This is a genomic window from Streptomyces pinistramenti, from assembly GCF_020564935.1.
Taxonomy (GTDB): Bacteria; Actinomycetota; Actinomycetes; order Streptomycetales; family Streptomycetaceae; genus Streptomyces; species Streptomyces pinistramenti.
The window spans coordinates 272,281-294,631 of the sequence record NZ_JAJCXB010000001.1 but is presented as its reverse complement, the minus strand read 5'-3'; the positions used below and the strand labels follow the sequence as shown (position 1 = coordinate 294,631).

16 protein-coding genes and 1 tRNA gene are annotated in these 22,351 nt (G+C 72.7%); 8 read left to right on the top strand and 9 right to left on the bottom strand.

The features are described 5' to 3' along the window. Nucleotides 1–368: 368 nt before the first annotated feature. Nucleotides 369–2,105 (bottom strand): GAF domain-containing sensor histidine kinase, encoded by a 1,737-nt coding sequence (locus LIU39_RS01375; RefSeq protein WP_227043600.1) that lies wholly within the window; start codon nucleotides 2,103–2,105, stop codon nucleotides 369–371. Between the two features lie 7 nt (nucleotides 2,106–2,112). Beyond that, the gene (locus LIU39_RS01370) at nucleotides 2,113–2,850 is read right to left on the bottom strand and encodes a response regulator transcription factor (RefSeq protein WP_227043598.1); all 738 of its coding nucleotides are present in this window, start codon (nucleotides 2,848–2,850) and stop codon (nucleotides 2,113–2,115) included. A 155-nt stretch (nucleotides 2,851–3,005) separates the two neighbouring features. On the opposite strand from LIU39_RS01370, the gene LIU39_RS01365 reads away from it, so the two are divergent. The 4 genes from LIU39_RS01365 (at nucleotide 3,006) to LIU39_RS01350 (ending at nucleotide 9,316) form a co-directional block, all read left to right on the top strand. After that, the gene (locus LIU39_RS01365) at nucleotides 3,006–4,406 is read left to right on the top strand and encodes an AMP-binding protein (RefSeq protein ID WP_227043596.1); all 1,401 of its coding nucleotides are present in this window, start codon (nucleotides 3,006–3,008) and stop codon (nucleotides 4,404–4,406) included. Nucleotide 4,407: 1 nt separating this feature from the next. After that, nucleotides 4,408–5,427 (top strand): 2-phospho-L-lactate transferase CofD family protein, encoded by a 1,020-nt coding sequence (locus LIU39_RS01360; protein WP_227043594.1) that lies wholly within the window; start codon nucleotides 4,408–4,410, stop codon nucleotides 5,425–5,427. Further along, the gene (locus LIU39_RS01355; RefSeq protein ID WP_227043593.1) at nucleotides 5,424–6,317 is read left to right on the top strand and encodes a LuxR C-terminal-related transcriptional regulator; all 894 of its coding nucleotides are present in this window, start codon (nucleotides 5,424–5,426) and stop codon (nucleotides 6,315–6,317) included. The genes LIU39_RS01360 and LIU39_RS01355 overlap by 4 nt, the downstream gene beginning before the upstream one ends. A 158-nt stretch (nucleotides 6,318–6,475) precedes the next feature. After that, entirely contained in the window at nucleotides 6,476–9,316 is a 2,841-nt protein-coding gene (locus tag LIU39_RS01350) for an AAA family ATPase (RefSeq protein ID WP_227043591.1), read from the top strand. Nucleotides 9,317–9,552: 236 nt separating this feature from the next. On the opposite strand, the gene LIU39_RS01345 is transcribed toward LIU39_RS01350, so the two are convergent. Next, nucleotides 9,553–9,626: transfer RNA gene (locus LIU39_RS01345), tRNA-Pro, on the bottom strand. 330 nt (nucleotides 9,627–9,956) lie between these two features. On the opposite strand from LIU39_RS01345, the gene LIU39_RS01340 reads away from it, so the two are divergent. Together LIU39_RS01340 and LIU39_RS01335 are read left to right on the top strand one after the other, a co-directional pair. Continuing rightward, nucleotides 9,957–10,607: a thiamine pyrophosphate-binding protein gene (locus tag LIU39_RS01340; RefSeq protein ID WP_227043680.1), complete on the top strand. Its 651-nt coding sequence runs from the start codon at nucleotides 9,957–9,959 to the stop codon at nucleotides 10,605–10,607. A 77-nt stretch (nucleotides 10,608–10,684) separates the two neighbouring features. After that, nucleotides 10,685–11,590: a transketolase family protein gene (locus LIU39_RS01335; RefSeq protein ID WP_227043589.1), complete on the top strand. Its 906-nt coding sequence runs from the start codon at nucleotides 10,685–10,687 to the stop codon at nucleotides 11,588–11,590. Between the two features lie 28 nt (nucleotides 11,591–11,618). Here the strand turns inward: LIU39_RS01335 and LIU39_RS01330 are convergent, their stop codons facing one another. Beyond that, nucleotides 11,619–12,542, bottom strand: coding sequence for an alpha/beta fold hydrolase (locus LIU39_RS01330; protein ID WP_227043587.1), 924 nt, complete (start codon nucleotides 12,540–12,542; stop codon nucleotides 11,619–11,621). Between the two features lie 305 nt (nucleotides 12,543–12,847). Here LIU39_RS01330 and LIU39_RS01325 point away from each other — a divergent pair, with 305 nt between their 5' ends. After that, nucleotides 12,848–16,117 carry an amidohydrolase family protein gene (locus tag LIU39_RS01325; RefSeq protein WP_372463764.1) on the top strand — a complete coding sequence of 1,090 codons (3,270 nt, stop codon included), beginning with the start codon at nucleotides 12,848–12,850 and terminating at the stop codon, nucleotides 16,115–16,117. Nucleotides 16,118–16,409: 292 nt separating this feature from the next. After that, nucleotides 16,410–17,705 carry an acyl-CoA dehydrogenase family protein gene (locus LIU39_RS01320; protein WP_227043584.1) on the top strand — a complete coding sequence of 432 codons (1,296 nt, stop codon included), beginning with the start codon at nucleotides 16,410–16,412 and terminating at the stop codon, nucleotides 17,703–17,705. Between the two features lie 99 nt (nucleotides 17,706–17,804). On the opposite strand, the gene LIU39_RS01315 is transcribed toward LIU39_RS01320, so the two are convergent. From LIU39_RS01315 to LIU39_RS01295, 5 genes are read right to left on the bottom strand one after another with little or no spacing between them, the layout of a single operon-like run. Continuing rightward, the gene (locus LIU39_RS01315) at nucleotides 17,805–18,413 is read right to left on the bottom strand and encodes a GAF domain-containing protein (protein WP_227043582.1); all 609 of its coding nucleotides are present in this window, start codon (nucleotides 18,411–18,413) and stop codon (nucleotides 17,805–17,807) included. Then, nucleotides 18,410–19,027, bottom strand: coding sequence for a GTP-binding protein (locus LIU39_RS01310; RefSeq protein WP_227043580.1), 618 nt, complete (start codon nucleotides 19,025–19,027; stop codon nucleotides 18,410–18,412). Before LIU39_RS01310 ends, LIU39_RS01315 begins: the two co-directional genes overlap by 4 nt. Next, entirely contained in the window at nucleotides 19,005–19,409 is a 405-nt protein-coding gene (locus LIU39_RS01305; protein ID WP_227043578.1) for a DUF742 domain-containing protein, read from the bottom strand. The genes LIU39_RS01310 and LIU39_RS01305 overlap by 23 nt, the downstream gene beginning before the upstream one ends. Before the next feature lie 2 nt (nucleotides 19,410–19,411). Next, nucleotides 19,412–19,861 carry a roadblock/LC7 domain-containing protein gene (locus LIU39_RS01300; protein WP_227043576.1) on the bottom strand — a complete coding sequence of 150 codons (450 nt, stop codon included), beginning with the start codon at nucleotides 19,859–19,861 and terminating at the stop codon, nucleotides 19,412–19,414. Then, nucleotides 19,851–21,746, bottom strand: a complete 1,896-nt coding sequence (locus LIU39_RS01295; RefSeq protein WP_227043574.1) for an ATP-binding protein — start codon at nucleotides 21,744–21,746, stop codon at nucleotides 19,851–19,853. Before LIU39_RS01295 ends, LIU39_RS01300 begins: the two co-directional genes overlap by 11 nt. Nucleotides 21,747–22,351 lie beyond the last annotated feature (605 nt).

Here is a 22,351-nt window from a genome sequence, read left to right as displayed (position 1 = left end):
ACGTGTGAGAAGTGCGGGCCGCACGCGCGCGACGGCCCGGCCCGTGGGCCGGAGTCCGGCGGTTGCCGGCGGCCTTGCGGACCGTGGGCACCGTTATGGCGCCGCCTGAAGACAGGGCCCGGCCCGCCGTTATGACGGGAACCCGCCGCGGCGTGACCGGATGACACGGTCGGACGCCGGTGTTCCCTTGTGGTGACTGCGGCAGCGGGCCCGCCCGGCCCCTGGCGCACCGGGGCCTGCCCCGGCGACCTGTTCCAGTGAGCGCACGAGGTGCGCCGCACTGCTGCCGCCGCGAAGTGTACGCGCAATTCCCCTTCCGCGGACGCCCCCTGGCGCCGGGACGTCGTGAAATGCCCCTGCGGGTACGGTCATTCGGCCCGGAGGTCAGGAGTCGGTGCGGTATCCGAAGCGTCTTCGGACACCGGCTCCGCCGTCGGCAGCGTGACGCGGGCCACGGTGCCGCCGCCGGCCGCCCCGCTCTCGATGGCGAGTCGGCCGCCCATCCCGTCGACGAGCCCCTTGGTGACGTGCAGGCCGAGGCCGGATCCGGGGTTCTTGGTGCGTTCCGCGCCGAGCCGGTCGAACGGCACGAACAGCCGGTGCTGGAGATGCTTGGGAATGCCGGGCCCGTCGTCCGTGACCACCAGATCCAGCAGGCCGTCCGCCCGGTGCTCGGCGCTGAGCACCACCCGGCCGCCGGGCCTGTTGTACTTGATGGCGTTCGTGGCCAGATTCAACAGGACCTGACGCAGCCGCCGTTCGTCACAGACCGCGGCGGGCGCGGCATCGGCGAGGACGACGTCGAACGTCACCTGCGCCTCCTGGGCCCCGGCCACCAGCAGCCCGTGCACGTCGGTCAGCAGCGGTCCGACGGGCAGCGGCTCGGTGTGCAGCCGCAGCGCCCTGGCCTCGATGGCGGCCACGTCACGGAGATCGTCGACCAGCGCCACGAGGTGATGGGCAGCCGAACTCATCCGCTCCAGCGCCTCTTGGCGCCGTTCCACCGTGAGGCTGCCGGACCGCAGCAGCTCGCCGAAGCCGACGACGGCGTGCAGCGGGGTGCGGATCTCGTGCCCCAGAGCGGTCAGGAACTGGGACTTGGTCCTGCTGTTCTCCTCCGCGTGCCGCTGCGCGATCTCCGCCTCGGCGCGTGCCCTGCGCTCTTCCTCGGCGGCCTTGCGGCCGGTCTCGTCCACGAGGTTGACGCACCACGACACGATGTTGCCGTACGCGTCGCGGACGCCCGAGTAGGTGGTCGAGGTGACGATCGGACCGTCGTGCAGGCGGTTGAAGCGCAGCTCGAAGCGGTGCGTGTCGCCGCCTTCCGCGGCGACGCCGTGCAGCAGGCTCGGCCGGTCGTCGGCCTGCACCAGGTCCTGGAAGAAGCGGCCGACCAGGCCGGACGCGTCGGTCTGGAGCAGCGTGCACAGGGCGCGGTTGACGCGCAGCACCCGGCCGTCGAGGCCGAGCAGCGCCATGCCCGCGGCGTTGTCGTCGAACGCCCTGCGGAAGCGCTCCTCGCTCTGCGCGAGGCTGCCGAACAGCCGGTCGTGGTCGATGGCCACGGCGGCGAGGTGGGTGAAGCGGTCGACCAGATGACGCTCGTGTTCGCTGGGCGTGTGCGGTATGTCGTGGTAGACAGCGAAGGTCCCCAGGACCTGTCCGTCCTTGCCCGGTATGGGAGTTGACCAGCAGGCCCGCACACCGGCGATGGCGGCGGCCGGGCGGAAGTCGTCCCACAGGGCGCTCTCATGGATGTCGGACACCACGACCGGTACGGCCGTATAGGCGGCGGTACCGCAGGACCCCGCGCAGGGCCCGGTGTCCATGCCGTCGATCAGCTCGACGTACTCCAGCGGCATGCTGGGGGCCGCGCCGTGGTGCAGCCGCCCGGAGCGTTCGTCGAGCAGCAGCACCGAGCACTTGGTGCCGGGCAGCAGGTCTTCCAGGGCTCCGGTCACGGCGTCGAGCACCGCATGCAGCGCGGCGCCTTCCGCCATCATCTCCAGCACCTGGGCGTGGTGGACGAGCAGTTGGGGGATGGCCTCGGCGGGTGCTTCCTGCCCCACGCCGAGGGATGCCCGCCGGTCGAATTCGCGCGGCATGGCCACCTCAGGGCTCGAACCGGTAGCCGACACCGCGGACCGTGCGCAGCCAGCGTGGCCGGTCGGGATCTCGTTCCACCTTGCGCCGCAGCCGGTGCACGTGCTGGGTGACGGTGGCCGGCTCCTGCCAGTCGCTGGAGGACTGCCAGACGTGTTCGAGGAGTTGGTCGCGGGTGTAGACGTGGCGCGGCGAGTCGGCGAGGAAGGCCAGCAGGTCGAACTCGCGGGCGGTCAGCTCCACCGCGCTGCCCCGCACCGTGACGGTCCTGGTCGCCCGGTCGATCATCAGGTCCTCCTGGGGGTGCCGGGGGCCCGGCAGGCCCGGCCGCGGGTTCTGCGGGGCGGCCGGGGCGTGCTCCGTCCGCTTGCTGCGGCGCAGTACCGAGCGGACCCGCGCGGCCAGTTCGGCGGGCGAGAAGGGCTTGACGACGTAGTCATCGGCGCCGAGGTCGAGTCCGATGATGCGGTCCGTCTCGCCCGACCTGCCGGAGACGACGATCACCGGGAGGCCGGCGGACCTGCGTCTGATCTGGGTGAGAACGTCAAGACCCGCGACGAGGGGCAGGGTCAGGTCGAGCAGCACCACGTCGGGCTGCCCGGTTTCGACGGCTTCCAGCGCCGCCTGGCCGTCGGCCGCCGTCAGGACGTGGAAGCCCTCGGACTCCAACTGCCATCTGGCCAAGGTCCGTACGTCCTCGTCGTCGTCCACCACCAGGACGTGAGCATGTATGTCGCCCGTCGGCAAGGCCCCTCCCCGCTTCGATCGACCGCACTGCGCGGGGTGGAGATCATCTCATGTTCACCCCTTCGCGTCACCACGCGATCACCTTGAGCGAGCAGTTAAGCAATATTTGATGAAACGTTGCGGAGCAGGTGAGGTGGCCGCACGAGAGTTCAACCGTGAGTACGAGATCCGCAGGCACCGTTGCTGCCGCACTAGCCGAAGGCGCCGCTCTCCAGGGCGAGGGGACTTTCCTCGTCGTGGAGACCGCGCCGGGTGAGCAGCAGAGGATCAGCTGGGCCGAGATGGACGCACGGGCGACCAGAACGGCCCGGCTGCTGCGCTCGCTCGGCCTGCAGACCGGCGACCGGCTGAACGTACACGCGACCAACTGCGCGGAGTTCTACGACCTGTGGTTCGGCGCCGCGCGGCTGGGCGCCGTGATCGTCCCCAGCGACCCGCTGCACACGCCGGACGAACTCGCCTACCTTCTGGCGCGCTCCCGCTGCCACCTCACCTTCACCCACGCGAGCCTGCGGGAGACCACCGCACGGGCCCGCCTCCAGGCGCACGACTGCCGGCACCTGTTCGTCATCGGCGGGGACGGCGACGACGCCTTCCACACCGCCCGTGACGCGCAGTCCGACGCACCGTGGTCCCCGGAGGAGGACGGCGCGGGCCCCGGGCCGCACGACACCCTGGGCGTCCTCCATGTGACGGCGGAAGCGGGCCGGCACGAGGAGGTGCTCATCACCCATGACGCCTACCTGGGCGCGGGGCGTTCCGTCGCCGCCCGGCTGCGGATGCGCCCCGACGACCGCCAGTTGGTCGTACTGCCGCTGTTCCGGGGCAACGCGCAGCAGTACGCGTCGATGTCGGCGCTGGTCAGCGGCGCGTCGATAGCGCTCGCCCCCGGGTTCTCCGCCACGCGCTGGCCCTCGCAGGCCCGGTCGCTGGGGGCGACGCTCGCCGGACTGCTCCCCGCGCCGATCTGCATGCTGCTGGCGCGGGAGGAGGGCGGCGACGACGACGCGCACCGGCTACGGGCCGTGGTCGCCACGCAGAAGGTGTCCGAGGAGCAGATCGCGTCGTTCGAGAAACGCTTCCACGTCTCGCTGCTCCAGCTGTACGGCATGCGGGAGACCGTCGCGCCGGTGCCGGCGCCCGCGCAGGCGCGGCGGCGCAAGCGGGAGCAGCGGGGTCCTGCCAGGGCGCGGCGTCCTGGCGCGGCCGGGCGCCCCCGACCGGAAGGGCCGCCCCGGGGCACCGCCTCCCGGTTATCGCGTCCGGCCCAGCTGACATGCCGTCAATACTCCTCGGCGGGCGAGCCATCCGCCCCCGAAGCCCCTGGAGGGGATGCCCCCATGGCATGCACGCGTCCCGTGACCGTCCGCCGCGCAGGCCCGCCGCGCCCGACCGGCACCGGCCGGCCACCGGGCGGACGGCGCACGGCGGCAGAGAGAGCGCGGGAGCGTTCGGTGGTGTGGTCCCGTCGGCGGGTGTCAGGTGCCGACGCGCTGTCGTCCTTGTGTGTCGCCGGCTGCCGGCGACCGCTGATCGAGCACGCTGAGGCGGAGTGACATGGTCAACGTTGTGGGTATCGGCGGCGGGATCGGCGCATCGCGCCTGTGGCTCACGCTGCACGACGCGCTGGAGGACGACGCGGCGGACGGGCCGTCGGGACTGACGCTGGTGGTGAACACCGGTGACGACCTCTGGGCGCACGGCGTGCGGGTCTGCCCGGATCTCGACACCACGCTCTACGCGCTCAGCGGCCGGCAGGACGTGGAACGCGGATGGGGCACCAAGGGCGAGTCCTGGCGGTGCATGGAGGCGGTGCGCGGGCTCGGCGGCGAGGTGTGGTTCCACCTCGGTGACACCGACCTGGCCACCCATCTGCTGCGTACCGCGTGGCTGCGGGAGGGCGTGGGCCTGGCCGAGGTGACGCGCCGGCTGGCGGAAGGCATGGGCCTGCGCTGCCGGGTGCTGCCGGCCACCGAACAGCCGGTGTCCACCCAGCTGTTGTGCACGGACGGCGAGCGGCGCAGCTACCAGGAGTTTTTGGTGCGGGACGCCGCCGGGCCCCGGGTGCACGAGGTGACGTACGCGGGGATCCCGGCGGCCCGGCCGGCGCCCGGCGTCCTGGAGGCGCTGGAATCCGCTGACCTCATCGTGCTGGGCCCGAGCAATCCGGTGGCGAGCCTGGGCCCGGTGCTGGCCGTTCCGGGGATCCGCGAGGCGGTGCGGGACGCCGGGTGCCCGGTGGTCGCGGTCACGCCCACCGTCAGCCGGGTGCCGTTCGACGATCCGGGCGAAGCGCGGCGGGCGGACAGCAGGCAGCGGCTGATGGAATCCCGCGGTGTGCAGGCGACGGCCACCGGGGCCGCGGAAATGATCCGTGATCTGTGCGACGTCTTCGTGCTGGACACGGCGGACGCCCAGGAAGCGGACGCCATCCGGGCGTTCGGCCCCGACGTGCTCCTCACCCCCACCCTCGCGAGCGCCGGCCGGGCCCCGCGCGCCCTCGCCGACGCCGTGCTCGGCGCGGCGGACACGCGCCGGCCGGTCCGTTCCGGTGCGATCGGGGGCGTGGGGCGATGACTCTCGTCAGTCCGGAGGGGACGGCAGCGCCCCGGCAGCAGATCCTGGAAGGACCGGTGCGGGGCGCGGTGGACCGGCCGCGTACCGCACCGGCGGGCCGGCCGGTGCCGCGGGTGCGTGCCGCGGCGGATCTCCGGGTCGGCCTGAAGGACGGCAGCAAGGCGGTGGGCACCGCGTTCACCTTCACCGGACTGTCGTACGGGGGCGAGCACGTGGCACTCGGCTTCGACGCGGTCCCGGCGCGCGCCGGGGCGCGGGTGCCGCTGGTGGGGGTGCACACCGAGTGCCTGAGCGGTGAGGTCCTGGGATCGCTGCACTGCGACTGCGGGGCCCGGCTCCAGGAGACGATGCGGGCGGTGCACGACGCGGGCGGCATCCTGCTCTACCTGCGGCAGAGCGGCCGCGGGTTCGGTGTCACCGGCGGGCTCGACGTCTGCGCCAGGCAGCCGCCGTCGGCCGCCTGTCCCCCGGCGGCCGCGCCGCGGCCCAGCGACCGGGAGCAGAGCTGCCGGGTCGTCGCCGAGATGCTGTCGGCGCTGGGACTCACCCGGGTCACCCTGCTGACCTGCGACCCCGATTGGGCCGGGCCGATCGCCCGGCAGGGCATCGTCATCGACCGGGTGGCGCCGGCCGCGACAGGTCCGGAGGGGCGGGCGCCGGGGCCCGGCGGCCGGGCGGCCCCGCCCGCCGGGGACGGCTTCGTCACCCCGCGCGAGTACGAAGTGCTGCGCAGAGTGGCCATGGGCCAGAGCAATCCGGAAATCGCGCAGGCGATGTTCATCTCCCGCAACACGGTCAAGAGCTACCTGCAGAACGTGCTGCAGAAGCTGAACGTCCGCAACCGGGTGGAAGCCATCGCCCGCGCACGCGAGTTGGGAATCCCCTTGTGAACCGCACCGTACCGGGGCCCGGATTAGAGCCTGTGTCCGATACATTCCGAACCCTCATCCGGAGCGTCAGCACCATCGGCAGGGCGTGCGACGCCATGAAGTCCAGGAAGATACGTGAAGGAATACTTCGGCATTCAGCAACGAACGAGTGAGTTCCGATGACCGCACCGGCCGGCTTTCACCCTCTGCACGAGCGCGACGAGCAACTCGCTTCGCTGCACCGGCTCCTGGTGGACAGTCTGAACGGACCCACACGCTTCGCCATCATCTCGGGGCCTGCGGGCTGCGGCAAGACGGAGCTGCTGCGTACCTTCGCGCGCGAGGCCACGTCCTCCGGTGCCGCCTACCTCAGCGCCACGGCGTCGCGGACCGAGCATCTCGTACCGTTCGGCGTCTGGGCGCAGCTCTTCCGCAGCGCGGGCGGCCTCACCCCGTCCGCCGGCGGTGACCTGTCCCGTCCGCTGGACGGCAAGGTGCTCAGCTCCGTGACGGGCGCGGCGCCGCAGGACGGGTCCACGCCGCTGTCCGCGCAGGTCATCCACACGGTGTGCCTGCCGCTGCTCGACGTCATCGAAAAGATCCCCGGGCCCGTGGTCATCGGCATCGACGACTTCCAGAACGCGGACGCGGTGTCCCTCCAGTGCCTGGCGGCCGTCGTCCGCAGGCTGGGGCCCAAGCCCGTCCTGGTCGTGCTCGGTGAATCCTCCGACCGGCCTTCGGCGGACGCCTCGTTGCAGGCCGAGCTGCCGCTGGAGCCGCACTCGCGCAGGCTGCGGCTGTGGCCGCTGTCCCGGTCCGGCGTGCAGGACCTGCTGCGGCAGCATCTGGGCCGGGCGGCCGCGCAACGCCTGGCCGACGCCTGTTACGACATCACGGCCGGCAATCCGCTCCAGGTCCACGGCCTGATCGCCGACAACCAGCGGGCGGACGCCGGTTCGGGTGACCCGGCGGTGGATTCGGGATACGCCGCGGCGGTCCTGTCCTGCCTGCACCGCTGCGGCCTCGCCGCGCTCTCCCTCGCACAGCACATCGCACTGATCGACGGCCCCGCCACCACCCGCGTCCTGACCCAGCTGGCCGGCGTCGACAGCAAGACCCTGATGCGGACGCTCAGCACCCTCGACGACGCCGGAATCCTGTCCGGCAACCGCTTCCGGCACCCCAAGACGCGTGCCGTGATCCTCGACAACATGGCGCCGGAGAAGCGGGCCGGACTGCGCGCCCGGGTCGCCGAGGTGCTCTACCGCAGCGGCGCCGCGCCCCTCACCGTCGCCCGGCAGCTGCTCGCCGCCGCGCCGGTCCCGGCCGGCGACTGGCCCGTCGCGATCCTCGACGAGGCGGCCAGGGCGGCCGTCCGCGACGGGATGCTGGACCTCGCGCACGACTGCCTGGTGCTCGCGCGCGAACTGGAGCCCGCCGACGAGAAGTTGCTGGCCTCGATCACCGCGACGCTCTTCGACATCGAGTGGCGGACGGACCCGTGCGCGGCGGTCCGCGGCCTGCCCTCGCTGGCCGCCGCGACCCGCTCCGGCGCGCTCACCGGCTCGTACGCCTCGATTCCGGTCACCGCGCCGCTGTGGTTCGGGGACGTCGATTCGGCGGTCGCGGGCCTCCGGCAGATCAGCGCCGCGCCCGAGGTCCACCCGCCGGGCACCGCGGCCCATGTGCAGGCGTCCCAGCTGTGGCTGCGGCTCGGCTACCCGGCGGCGGCCGGCAGCCGGCAGCTCGCCGACATCCCCGACGACCCGGCCGGCACCAGGCCACCGGTCGACCCGCTGAGCCCGCAGGTCCAGGGCGCGGTACTGCTGAGCCGGCTGAGCGGCGGCGGCCCCGACACCGAGCTCGCGGACGAGGCCGAGCGGCTGGTGCGCCGCTACCGGCTCAACCAGCGCACCTTCGCCGTCCTGACGTCCTGCCTGATCACGCTGCTCTTCTCCGACCGCCTGGAGATCGCCGACGAGGCGTGCCGGCGGCTGACCACCGAGGCGAACCAGCTGTCGTCCCAGACCTGGCGCGCCCTGTTCACGGCGCTGCGCGCGGAGGTCGCGCTGCGCCGCGGCGACCTGCCCACCGCGCTGCGGCTGGCGCACACCTCGCTCTCCGTCATCTCCCACGAGAGCTGGGGCGTGGGCATCGGCCTGCCGCTGGCCACACTGGTACAGGCCGGCATCGCCGCGGGCCGGTTCGACGTCGCCCACCGCGCCCTCCAGGTGCCGGTGCCGGACGAAATGTTCCAGACACCGATCGGCCTGCACTACATGCAGGCCCGCGGCCACCACCACCTGGCCACACATCAAGAACCCTCCGCCCTGGAGGAGTTCCTCACCGCAGGCGACCTCGCCCAGAAGTACAAGATGGACGTCCCCGCACTGGTGCCGTGGCGCAGCGAGGCCGCCCGCGTGTACCTGACGCTGGGCGACCAGGAACGGGCCCGCGAACTGGCCCAGGCGCAGCTGGACCTGTGCACCGCCCTGCACGCCCGCGCACGCGGCGCCGCGCTCCGCATCCTCGCCGCCTGCGCCGCCCCCGGCCGCCGCACCCCCCTCCTGGAAGCGGCGGCAGCAGCCTTCCGGGAATGCGGCGCCACCCGCGAACTCGCCGCCACTCTGGAGGAGTTGACCAAGACGGAGGAGGAGTCCCGCCCGCCCGGCCCCCCTCCCAACGACCGGCGCATCGCCCCCGACACACCCGCCAGACTCACCCAGACCACCCGCACCCCCCGGCAGACGCCTTTCCCCCGCAACCTCCGCCTCGTCCCCCAGAACACCGAACGCCGCCCCACAACCGACCTCAGCGAAGCCGAGCGCAGAGTGGCCGAACTGGCGGCCCGCGGCCACAGCAACCGCCAGATCGCGGCCCGCCTCTACATCACCGTCAGCACCGTCGAACAACACCTGACCCGCGTCTACCGCAAACTCCGCGTAAAACGCCGCACCGACCTGGCAGCCGGCCTCCGCAGCACGACCCCACCCCAGGCGGAGGCGGCGGCAGGGCGCTGACGGGCGAGGGGGGCGACGCGCCGGCCGTAGGGCGAGCCGCATGCCCTCGCACCGCGATGCGGACACCCTCCGGCCGCCCGTCCGGCACACCGGTGATTCCCGTGTGCCGGACGGGCGGGGAACCGTGGTGCCGTGGCGGCGGAAGACGTCCGCATCTGCACCCGCACCTGGAGCAGGATCACGAAAAAGCCCGCCGCCTCGGGTTTCCCCAAGCCGACGGGCTTCCGACATCACTGTCGGGACGACAGGATTTGAACCTGCGACCCCTTGACCCCCAGTCAAGTGCGCTACCAAGCTGCGCCACGTCCCGATGCCCGTCCGAACCGGTGTTTCTCCCGGTTGACCGCGCACGAGAACAATACCGCATGTCAGAGGGTGCGCGTTGCCATGTCCCGGACGGCCGGACGGGGGCCGGGCCGGGATGAGTGCCACGACCGGCAGGCGGCCGAGGAGGCGGGGAGCGGGGAGCGGGGGTCGGGGCCCGCAGGCCGGGAACCGGGTCCGCAGGCCAGGGCTTGACCTCAATATAAGTTGAGGTAGCAGGCTGTCGTTCATGACTCCCCCGTACACACCCACGACCGGGCCCACCGCGGCCGTCCCGTCCGGCGACGACGACGGTTTCGCCCAACTCACCGGCCTGATGGGCCTGATGACGGGCGACGAGAAGCACGGGCCGGCCGCGACCTCCACCCTCGACGCCCTCTGGGTCCTCTACGACCGCGTCCTGCGGGTCACGCCCGACACCGTCCAGGACCCCGGCCGGGACCGTTTTCTGCTCTCCAAGGGCCACGGCCCGATGGCGTACTACGCCGTGCTCGCCGCGAAGGGCTTCTTCCCCAGCGCCTGGCTCCCGGGCTTCGGGGCCTATGCCTCACCGCTCGGCCACCATCCGGACCGCGAGCTGGTTCCCGGCGCCGAGATCGGCAGCGGATCGCTCGGGCACGGGCTCCCGCTCGCCGTCGGCACCGTCCTGGGGCTGCGTGCGCAGGACAGGACCGGGCCCGCCGTATGGGTGCTCGTCGGCGATGCCGAGCTGGACGAGGGCAGCAACCACGAAGCGCTGGCCTACGCGGGCGCGACCGGGCTCGACCGGCTGCACACCCTCGTGATCGACAACTCCTCCGCCACGCACGGCAGGCGCGGCGGGATCGCCGCCCGGTTCGAGGCGGCGGGCTGGTCGGTGGCGAGCGTCGACGGCCGCGACCACGGGGCGCTGCACGCGGCGTACACCGCGCCGCATCCGGGACGCCCGCACGTGGTGGTCGCGCGCGTCGAGCCCAAGGACGCCTGACCGCCCGCTGCCCCGCCGGGCCGCCCGGAAGCCGCGGCCCGCGCTTCACCGCTCAGGACTTCGAGAGGGATTTTGTGATGGACACCATGCGTGAGCGTTTCGCCGCGGTCACTTCGCGGCTGCTGGACGAGGACCCGCGGCTGGCCGTCGTACTCGCCGAGATCGGCAAGGACGGCTTCGCGGACGCCGCACAGAAGCACCCCGGCAGGGTGGTCAACGTCGGCATCAGGGAGCAGCTCCTGGTCGGGGTGGGCGGTGGGCTCGCCCTCACGGGGCTGCGGCCCGTGCTGCACACCTTCGCCGGCTTCCTGGTGGAGCGCCCCTTCGAGCAGGTGAAACTGGACTTCGGGCACCAGGGTGTGGGCGGCGTGCTGGTCAGCGCCGGCGGCTCCTACGACTGGCCGGCCGGCGGCTTCACCCACATGGCACCGGGCGACGTCGGCCTGCTGGACACCCTGGACGGCTGGACGGTGCACGTGCCCGGCCACCCCGACGAGGCCGAGACGCTGCTGCGGCATGCCGCGGCCGCCGGGGACGACAAGGTCTACGTCCGGCTGTCCGTGCAGGTCAACGCCGTGCCACGGCCGGTGGACGGGGCCCGCTTCCAGCCGCTGCGGCAGGGCGGCAGGGGCGTCGTCCTGGCCATCGGGCCGATGCTGGATCCGGTCCTCGCCGCGACCCGTGACCTGGACCTGTCCGTGCTCTACGCGACGACCGTGCGCCCCTTCGACGCGGCGGCCCTGCGCGCGGCGGTGGACGCGGCCGGCAGTACGGACGTGGTGATCGTCGAGCCGTATCTCGCGGGCACGTCGACGCGCCAGGTGAACGAGGCGCTGGAGGACCGGCCGCACCGTGTGCTGGGGCTCGGGGTCGGCCGCCGCGAGCTGCGGCGCTACGGGCAGCTGGACGAGCACCTGGCGGGCCACGGCCTGGACGCACGGGGCCTGCGCGGGCGGATCACCGGGTTCCTGGACGCCCGGTGAGCCCGCGCCGCGGGGCACAACCCGCGGCTCAGATCCGCTTGTCGAGCCAGGCCAGCAGGTCGGCCTGGACCTCGTCGCGGTTGGTCTCGTTGAGGATCTCGTGCCGGGCGCCCGGGTAGGCCCGCCAGGTGAGGTCGCGGGTGCCGAGGTAGCGGAAGTCCTCCAGCAGTTCGCCCATGAGGGTCAGGCGTTGGTTGCAGGGGTCGTCGGCGCCGACCGCGACGTGGACCGGCAGGCCGCGCGGGATGCGGGCGAGGTCGGCCGGGTCGTTGATCTTTCGGATGGCACGTACCCAGTCGATCACCAGGCCCGCGCAGAACGGGAAGCCGCAGTCCTCGTCGGCGGCGTACCTGTCCACCTCTTCGCTGTCGCGGGAGAGCCATTCGTAGCCGGTGCGGTGGGGGAAGGCGTCGTTGAAGGAGCTGAAGGTCCGCGGGATGAAGGGGGACAGCGCGGCGCGGCCGTGCTCGGCGATCTCCGCGTCGAGCTCGGCGAGCGCGCTGTCGATTTCGAGTCCTGGCAGGGTACGGAAGGTGCCGGACAGGATGAGTCCCGCGAGGTCGGCGCCGTACTCCTGGGCGTAGTCGCGGGCCAGCATCGACCCCATGCTGTGGCCGAACAGGACCAGCGGGATGCCGGGGTGGGCGGCGGCCGCGTGGTCGCCGATGCGCTTGAGGTCGCCGACGATGGCCCGCCAGGCGTCCTCGCCGACCACGCCGCGGCCTCCGGTGGACGGGGCGGTGGCGCCGTGGCCGCGGTGGTCGGAGGCGACGACGCCGTAGCCGTGGCCGGTCAGGAAGCGGGCGAACCGGTCGTAGCGCCGGGCGTGTTCGGCCGCGCCGTGGGCGATCTGGACCAGGGCCCGCGGGTGGCCGGACTCCGGCAGCCAGGTGTAGGTGGCGATCCGGGCGCCGTCGGGGGCCTGGTGGAAGTCCTGCTGCATGGCCTGCATGACATCGTCTCCTGACTGCGGGGCGGTGGCCGCCGTGGCGTCGGTCGCGTGCGCGGGGTGCCCGTCGCCGCCCCCGCCCCGGGCTCCCGGCGCGCCGGGCGGGCCTGGCCGGCACCCCGCTGGGCGCCCACTCTTCCCTCCCTGGCCTCGACGCGCCAAGAGGCCGGGGTGTCGTCCGGTTTCCGGCGAGCGGCGGGAACCGGACGACACTCCGCCGCGATGGTTGACCGGTCACCGACAGGCCGTGACACGATCGGCCGGTTCTTGTCGGCGTCACTGCCCAACCCCCTGCCACAGGAGGAACGTTGGACACCACAGACCGCTCCGAGACTCCTTCCCCTGCCACCACCACAGGCCCCGCCTGCCCCGCAGGCATGCCGGGCCCGATGCCGCTCAGCCGCCGCAGGTTCCTCCAGGGCACCGCCACGGTGGCGGCCGCCGCCGGACTGACCGGTGTGGCCGGGCCCGTGGCCGCGCAGCCGGCCGGCACCGGAGCCGCGGCGCTCGACTTCACCGCCGCCACGAACGGCGCGGCATCCCTCTCCCCCGACGGCAGCCGCCTGATCGCCGAGATCCAGAACGTCCTGTGGTCGATCCCGCGGGCGGGCGGCGCCGCGCAGGCGCTGACCCCGGCCGATCTGGAGCCCACCCGCCCGGTGTACTCGCCCGACGGCAGCCGGATCGCCGTCTGCGCCTACCGCGGCGGCACCTTCCACCTCTGGACGCTGCGCCCGGACGGCTCGCACCTGCGGCAGGTCACCGAAGGGCCCTGGGACGACCGCGGACCGGCCTGGTCACCTGACGGCCACCGGCTCGCGTTCGCCTCGGAGCGGGGCAGCGATCCGGTGGCCGGCGGCGGGTACCGGATCTGGGTGCTCGACCTGCGGACCGGGCGGCTGACGCGGGTGACCGGGCTCGACGGGCAGGACGGGCCGCATCAGGACGGCGCCTGGGAGGACTTCGACCCCTGCTGGACGCCGGACGGCTCCCGGATCGCCTTCGTCCGCGGCCGGCCGGTCGAGGGCGCACTGGTCTCGCGCACCGTCGCCTCGGCCCCGGCCGACGGCGGCGGCGCGGTACGCACCGAGCACACCGAGACGGCCGATGCGCAGGTCATGACGCCGGCGCAGGCCCCGTCCGGACGGCTGGCGTATCTGCGCACCACCAGCGGTCCCGGCGCCGGCTGCACGCTGGTGGTGGACGGCGCCGCGGTTCCGGTCGACGGCGATGTGGAGCCGGTCCCGCCGCGCTGGGTGTCGCGGGACGAGCTGCTGCTGACCGTCGGCGGGCAGTTCCGCATCCTGCGGCCGGACGCTCCCGAGCGGTCCGAGACCGTGGCGTTCACGGCGCGGCTGCCGCTCGACCGGCCGCGCTACCGCGTCAAGGACTACGGCTTCGAACGGACCGCGGTGCGCCCGGTGCGCGGCGTGCATCTGCCCGCGCTCTCCCCCGACGGCCGGCAGATCGCCTTCGCCGCGCTCAACTCGCTGTGGCTGGCACCGGTTTCGGGCGGCGGCCGGCCGCGCCGGATCGTCCGGGCGTCCCCGACGCGGTACGTCCTCGCTCCGAGCTGGTCCCGTGACGGCCGTGCGCTGCTCTACGCGGACGACCGGGACGGGCTGTTCGCGGTGCGCCGCCACGAGGTGGCATCCGGCAAGGAGACGGTGCTGGCGGCGGGCGGGCGGGTACAGCCGGCGCTGTCGCCCGACGGCCGGCGGCTGGCCGCGCTCGACATGGCGGGCAATCTCGTCATACGGAACCTGGCGGACGGTACGGAGACGGTGGCGGCGGAGCCGATGGGCGGCGGCGGGCTGCCCGGCAGACCCAGCTGGTCGCCGGACGGCAGATATCTGGCGTACTGCGACCGCAACCGCATCAACCAGCGCTTCCGCGAGGGCTACAACCTCATGCGGGTCGTCGACACCAGGACCGGCAAGGACCGGCTGCACGCACTCGCCGACCACGTCTCGCTCTCCGACCGCTACGACTCAGGTCCCGTGTGGTCACCCGACGGCCGCTGGATGGCGGTGATCGCCGAGTCCGCGCTGTGGGTGCTGCCGGTGGCGGCCGCCGGCAGCCCGAACGGCGCGCCGCGCCGACTCACCGACGAGAGCGCCGACCACCCTTCCTGGTCGGGCGACAGCCGCACGCTGCTGTACCTGTCGGCGGGCAGACTGCGGCTGATCGCGGCATCCGGCGGCCCGGCGCGCACCGTTCCGCTGGCGCTCGACCACCGCCCCGATCGGGCCCGGGACACCGTCGTCCACGCGGGCAGGTTCTGGGACGGCACCGGCGAGGAGGTCCGTGAGGACATCGACGTGGTGGTGCGCGAGGGCCGGATCGCCGCCGTCACCCCGCACCGCGCCCGCCGCTCGGGCCGGGGCGCGGCCCGCCGGGTGGACGCGTCGGAGCAGACCGTGCTGCCGGGGCTTTGGGACGCGCACACCCATCCGTGGCAGACGACCTACGGCGGCCGGCAGTCCGCCCTGCAACTCGCGTACGGCATCACGACGACGGTGTCCTGCGGCGGCTTCTCGTACGAGCAGGCCAGGCTGCGGGAGGCGATCACCGCCGGGGTGCTGGCCGGGCCGCGCCTGCTGACCTGCGGGGAGCTGCTGGACGGCGACCGGGTCGCGTACAGCATGGGGCGGGCTCACCGGACCCGGGCGGGGCTGCGCCGGTCGCTGGAGCGGGGTGCGGCGCTGGACTGGGACTTCGTCAAGACCTATGTGCGGGCGCCCGGCTGGGTGATGGAGGAGGCCGCGCGCTTCGCGCACCGGCGGCTGGGCGCCCGCGCCGGAAGCCATCTGCTGACTCCCGGACTTCAGGCGGGCCAGGATCTGACGACTCATCTACAGGCCACGCAGCGGCTGGAGTTCGGGCACGCGGTCAGCGCCTCGGGACACACCTATCAGGACGTGACGGAGATCTACACGGGCACGGACTTCCACCTGATCGCCACGCCGTTCTCCGCCACGCCGCTGCTGGGCGATGACCCGGCGCTCGCCGGGGACGCACGGGTGACGCGACTGATGCCGCCGTGGGACACGGCCGTGGTCCAGGAGGGCGCGGGGCACCGTCCGACGCCGGACCAACTCGCCAGCATCGCGGTCGAGGTGGGGGTCTACCGGCGGGTTCTGGACGGCGGCGGGGCGGTGGCGCTGGGGACGGATCAGCCGCTGACGCCGGTGGGGCTCGGCCTGCACCTGAGCCTGCGGGCGCTGCACCGCGGCGGCCTGAGCGCGGCGGCCGCGCTGCGTACCGCGACGGCGCTGCCCGCCAAGGTGTTCGGCGCCGAACGGGACCTGGGCACCCTGGAGGTCGGCAAGCTGGGCGACATGACGTGCGTGGACGGTGATCCGTTCACCGATTTCACTTCGCTGGTGCGGACCGCGGCGGTTCTGCGCGGTGGACGGCTGTTCGAGCAGCGAAAGTTGGTGGCATCTTTCCCTGCGCCGGTGGAATCCGCCGACCCGTCGGGGGCGGCAACGCTGCGTACCGGTGACACCTCTGTCAACTGGCTGAAAGTAGGCCGCCTGCAGCGGCGGGATGCCTGCTGCGACACGGGCCGCTGACCTGCCTCCGGGCCCCGGCGGACGGCGCGCCGGGGCCCGGAACGATCACGGACAGTGCCGGAATCATTCCTTCCTGTCGCGTAACGGTCATTCGGCCTTTTGTTTCATGCTTCAACTCGGCGCATAAATGCAAGGAGTTGATGTTTTATGCGTCATGAAGCAGGTATGCCATCGGGTGTTGCGCCCGGTGAACACAGGACTATGTTGCGAAAAAACGGTGCGCACGACACCACCCGTGCCGCCGCCAGGCGGAAGCAGAAAGCGCGGGAATGTACGTGGAGGAGGGCTCGTCTTGCCTCGCTATTTCACCGACCAGCGACATGAATCACTCCGGCACCAGGTGCGGGACTTCGCCGAACGCGAAGTACGCCCCCGTATCGCGGAGATGGAGGCGAGCCGCACCGTTTGCCATGATCTCTCGCGTCTGATCGCCCGTCAGGGCTGGATAGGCGTGACCGTACCGCGGGCGTACGGCGGCATGGGCGCCGGACATCTGGCCAAAACTCTGATCATCGAGGAACTGTCCCGGGTGAGCGGCGCGATGGGCGCCATGGTTCAGGCTTCCCAGCTCGGCGTGGCCAAAATCGTGCACTTCGGCAGCGAGGAGCAGAAGCAGACCTGGCTGCCGGCCGTCGCCGCCGGCTCCTGCCTGCCGACCATCGCCGTCACCGAACCGGAATCCGGCGGCCATGTCCTCGGCATGGCCAGCCGCGCCGTACGCGACGGCGACGACTATGTGCTCAACGGCCGCAAGATCTACGTCGGCAACAGCCACGTCGGCGATCTGCACGGTGTGATCGTGCGCACCGGCGAGGGCTCCAAGGGCCTGTCGGCGTTCCTCGTGGAGTCCGGCAGGCCCGGCTTCCGGGTCGGCGGGCAGCAGCCGGCGATGGGACTGCACGGCTTCAGCTTCGGCGAGCTGATCTTCGACAACTGCCGTGTCCCGGCCGCCAACATGCTGGGCGCCGAGGGCGACGGCCTCTCCGTCGCGTACTCGTCGAGCGTCCTGTACGGACGCCCCAACCTGACCGCCGTCTCACTCGGCATCCACCAGGCGGTGCTGGAGGAGACCACGCGGTTCTGCACCGAACGGCGGCGCTACGGCCAGCCGTTGGCCGAACTGAACAACATCAAACTCAAGCTCGGCCGCATCCAGTCCCGACTGCTGATCGCCCGGCTCTGCGCCTACCACGCGGTGGATCTGCTGGACCAGGGCGAGCCGTGCGACGCGGAGCTGATGAACGCCAAGCTGGTGAACGTGGAGACCTGCCTGGAGTCGGCGCGCGACGCGATGGAGATCCACGCCGCGTGCGGACTGTTCACCGACCGGCCGGTGGAGCGCTTCCTGCGCGACGCACACCACATCTTCGCGCCGGCCGGCACCTCCGACATCCAGCTGCTGCGGCTGGGCGAACTGGCCCTGGGGCAGGGGAAGGGCGAGTGGTCCAAGCGGCTGTCGCCCCTGCTGCGCCTGGAAAATGCGGAACGTACCGGCGACGAACGCCCGGAGGACGGCGCGCCGCCCGTCGTCCCGTCACCGCGCACCGCGCCGGAGGCCGAGCGGTCCTCCTGCGTGCCGCTGAGCTGAGCGCCGTGGCCGGGCCCGCTGCGCCGCGGGCCCGGCCACGGAATGCCGGCCGCCCGGCGTCCGCCCGGTTCAGGCCAGGCCAGGCCAGGCCGTGGAGGCTCAGGCCAGGCCGTGGAGCTGCTGTTCCATCCGGTGGATCTGCTCGACGAGTTCGGCGGCCATCGCCTTGATCGTCTCCAGACCCGCCCGCCCCCAGGGGCGCGGTTCGAGGTCCACCACACAGACCGTGCCCAGCGCCATGCCGGTACGGTCGATCAGCGGCGCGCCGAGGTAGGAGCGGATGCCGATCTCGTCGACGACGGGGTTGCCCGCGAAGCGCGGGTAGTCGCAGACGTCCTCCAGGACGAGGGCCTTGCGGCGGACGACGACATGCGGGCAGTAGCCGTGATCGCGCGCCATCACGCGGCCGGGCTGTGCGCTCGCCGGGGCCGGACCCAGCTCGATGGGGGCCTGGTCGTCCGACGGGGTGTAGAGCCCGGCGAAGTACTGCTGCCGCTCGTCGATGAAGTTGACCATCGAGTACGGCGCCCGGGTGGTCCTGGCCAGCTTGCGTGCGAAGTCGTCGAAGGCGGGCAGCGGCGACTGCCCGATGCCCAGTGCCTGCAGCCGGGCGACCCGCGCCGGCGCCTCCTCGTCCTCCGGCGTGAGCAGCAGGTGACGCGTCGGGTCGTAAGTGGCGTACGGGGTGCGCGAGGCGGGATGGCTCATGGCAGCTCCGGGGAGGCGGCGAGGACGGGGGTGAGCAGATGCTGAACGAGGGCGACCAGGACGTTCGTTGCCGAGCTGTACTGGCGGGCGTCGCAGAGCACCACGGGAATGTCCGGGGAGAGGTCCATGGCGGCGCGTACCTCGTCAGGACCGTAGTGGTAGGCACCGTCGAACTCGTTGACGGCGACGATGAAGTGGATGCCGCGGCGCTCGAAGAAGTCCACGGCGGCGAAGCACTGGTCCAGGCGGCGGGTGTCGGCGATGATCACCGCTCCGAGCGCGCCGTTGGACAGCTCGTCCCAGAGGAACCAGAAACGCTCCTGACCCGGCGTTCCGAAGAGGTAGAGGACGTGCGCCGGGCTGAGGGTGATCCGGCCGAAGTCCATGGCGACCGTGGTGGTGGTCTTGTCCTCGATGCCCGCCAGATCGTCGTGCCCGACGCTTATCTGGGTGAGCAGCTCCTCCGTGCTGAGCGGTTCGATCTCGCTGACCGCTCCGACGAAGGTGGTCTTGCCGACCCCGAAGCCGCCCGCCACCAGGATCTTGAGCGCGGTCGGCAGGCCGACGGGGGCGTCGTCCGTGGTCAGGGGGTCACAGTCGTTTACGAAGGCCATGCAGCACCGCCTCAAGAAGGTCGCGGTCGGTCCGGGACGCGGGGCCTGGCGCAACGGTCGCGGGGGCCCGTGCGGTGAGCGCGCCGCAGTCGACGAGGTCGGCGAGCAGCACCTTGGTGACCGCGGCCGGAAGACCTATGTGCGCGGCGATCTCGGCCACCGACACCGGGCCGCTGCACAGCCCGAGCACCTGGACGTGGTCGGGCCCCTGGCCGGGCTCCGGGCGTCGTCCGGTGGCCATCACCATCGTCAGCAGATCGAGGTGCGCCGTGGGCCGCGTCCGCCCGTTGCTGACGGTGTACGGGCGGACCAGCCGGCCTGCTTCCTCGTCGTACCATGCGGGTTCCTGGCCCCCCTGCCGTCTTCGGCGGCGCACCGCCATGGTCAGCGACCACCCGCTGACGCCTGTTGGCGGGCCGGAGTGGACAGATACGGCCGGACGCTCTTGACCAGCATCCCCATCTCGTAGCCGAGGACGGCCACATCGGCGTCCCGGCCGGCCAGTACGGCCAGACAGGCGCCGGATCCGGCGGTGGAGACGAACAGGAAGGCGGACTCCAGCTCGACCACGACCTGGAGGACATCGCCGCCCTCACCGAAGCGCACCCCCGCGCTGCGGGCGAGTGAGTAGAGGCCGGATGCCAGGGCGGCCATGTGGTCGGCACTGTCCGGGTCGAAGCCGTGGGCCGCCTTGACCAGCCCGTCGGAGGACAGCAGGAGCGCACTGGTGGCGTGCGGCACACGCTGTACGAGTCCGGTCAGCAGCCAGGACAGGTCGGTCTGCTGGCTTCCCGGCAGGTGTGTATGCGCCTGCGTGTGCAGATCACTCACCATGGTTGTGGTCGTCTCCTCGGGGGCGGGCCGGCGGGGCCTCGTGGTCGGGTTCGTAGAACAGGTCGTTGCCGCCCAGGCTGCCGAACACGCCGCTCTGGGTGGGGCTGAAGTCGTTGCCGCCGGCGGAGTGGCCGGCTTCGTAGGCGTCGTCGGCGAGGCTGATGCCGCGCCGGAATGCGGCCATCAGGCCGGGGTCGTGCTCCGGTTCGGGTCCTTCGCGGTCCGCGGTGCCCGGCAGGACAGGCTCACCGCGCAGTTCGGGCACGAGGTGCTCCTGCTTGCGGCGGCGCGGCAGGTGGGGCCGGCTGCCGTCGTCGTCGCCGTGCGGTGCGGGCGGCAGGACGACGGAGCCGGGGCCTGCGGGCTCCTCCGCCGCGGGCGGGTAGGCGGTGCCGTCGGCCGGATAGGCGGCGGCTGAGTGCCGGTTGTCGCTGTTCTCGCCGTTCTCGTCCGTGGGGTCGGACGCCGGGGTCTGGTACCCGGAGGCGGGGGTGCGGACCGGCAGCGGGGGCAGGCCGGCAGGCCCGTGGGTGTCCTGGCCGTCCTCGCCGGACGGCCGGGGCGCGGCGAGCGGGCCGCGGGCCGCGGGGACGGTCTGCGGCAGCGCCGGGCGGGCGGTCGGCCCCGCCGGTGCGCCGCGCTCCCCCGCCGCTTCCTCACGTCGTCCTGCGGCCCGGTCGACCGCGCCGCCGGTGTGCGATTCCGCGCCGAGCAGCGACTTCGGCAGGACCAGGACGGCCTGCACGCCGCCGTAGATGTTGCCCTGCAGCTGGACCACGATGCCGTGCCTCCTGGCGAGCGAGGAGACCACGAACAGGCCGATCCGGCCGTCGCTCAACAGCTCGGCGACGTCGACGTGTTCGGGGTCGGCGAGCAGGGCGTTCATCCGCGCCTGCTCGTCCGGCTCCATGCCCAGACCACGGTCCTCGACCTCGACGGCGAGACCGGCGGTGACCAGCTGGGCGCGGAGCAGGACGTGGGTCTGCGGGGCGGAGTAGACGGAGGCGTTCTCGACGAGTTCGGCGACGAGGTGGATGACGTCGGCGACGGCGTGCCCGCGCAGGGTGCCCTCGGTCGGCGGGACGAGCTTGACCCTGGGGTACTGCTCGACCTCGGCGATGGCCGAGCGCAGCACCTCGGTCATGGTGACCGGACGGCTCCACTGGCGGCGGGAGATGGCGCCGCCGAGTACCGCGAGGTTCTCCGCGTGCCGGCGGGTGCGAGTGGCGAGATGGTCGACCTGGAAGAGGCCCTTGAGCAGGTCCGGGTCCTCGACCTTGTTCTCCAGGTCGTCCAGCAGCTCGATCTCGCGGTGCACCAGCGACTGGAGGCGCCGGGCGAGGTTCACGAAGACCTCGACCTTCTGCTCGCTGCCGCTGGCGTTGCTGCGGGCGATGGCGACCGCGTCGATGACGGCGGACTCGGCGGCCCGTCCTGCCGCCGCCACTTCGTGCGCGAGCAGGTCGAGGGTGTCGCCGCTGGGCAGCGGGGCCGGGGCCGCGTCGCGGTGCTGGAGCCATTCGCCCTGGCGTACCCGGTCGAGCAGGTTGTAGAGGTCGGACTGGCTGCGGGCGCAGACCTGGCGCAGCCTGGCATAGCGGGCGGCGGTGGCGCGGGCCTCGGAGTTGGCGACGGCGACGGCGGTGAGCACGATGACGACGGTCACCGCGAGGCCGCCGCCGAGCACCGCCCCTTCGGTGCCGGTGAGGACGACGCCTGCCCGGACGACGAAGGCGGTGACCGTGACGCAGACGGCGATGACGAGCAGGCAGGGGATGAGGGTGAGCCGGACCAGCCTGGACCGTATCGACGAGTCGGCAGCCGATTCCGGGAACGAGGCCCGGCCGTGCCGCCCGCCCTCACGCTCCCGCCGCCGCGCGGTCATCGGTACAGGAGCAGCCCCCGGGGAGCCCTGGGGTCCGGTGGACCTCTGAGTCTCCTGGGACGTCTCGGGCCCCTGGGGGATTGCGGTAGGCATCGGCGCCCTCCGGATCGGCCGTTGGCAGTTCACGGAGCACGCACGCTAGTTGTTGCAGGGGTGGGGTTCGGAGCCCCTTGGAGGTTTCGCTACCCCACGCCACCTCCCTGAGAGGGCGCCGGAGGCACAGCCGTACGAATCAATGAGAACTGGCGTTCAGGTGAAGGGAGTTGAGGCTGGTCCGAGGCTGGACGGACGGGGGGGCGGGTCCACCGGGGCGAGCGGCGCCGGGGGGCGGCCCGGCCGGGCCCGCGCCCGTCGGTCCGCACGGCGTGCCCGGCGCGTCGGGGACGTCCGCCCTCGCATCGCCCGCGAGAGACGTACGAGGCATCCTCGGGAAGTCAAGGGGATATCCGGCCGGAACTGCGAGCCGGTCGGCGGCGCATGACGCCCGTACGGCATCCCGCGCCCGCGCCGAAGCTCAGTCCGGCCGACGCTCCCGTCACGGAGCGGGAACGGCCCCCGCCGCGCCCGCTCGACTCCCCCGCGGCCGAGCTCCCGCGCCGTTCCGC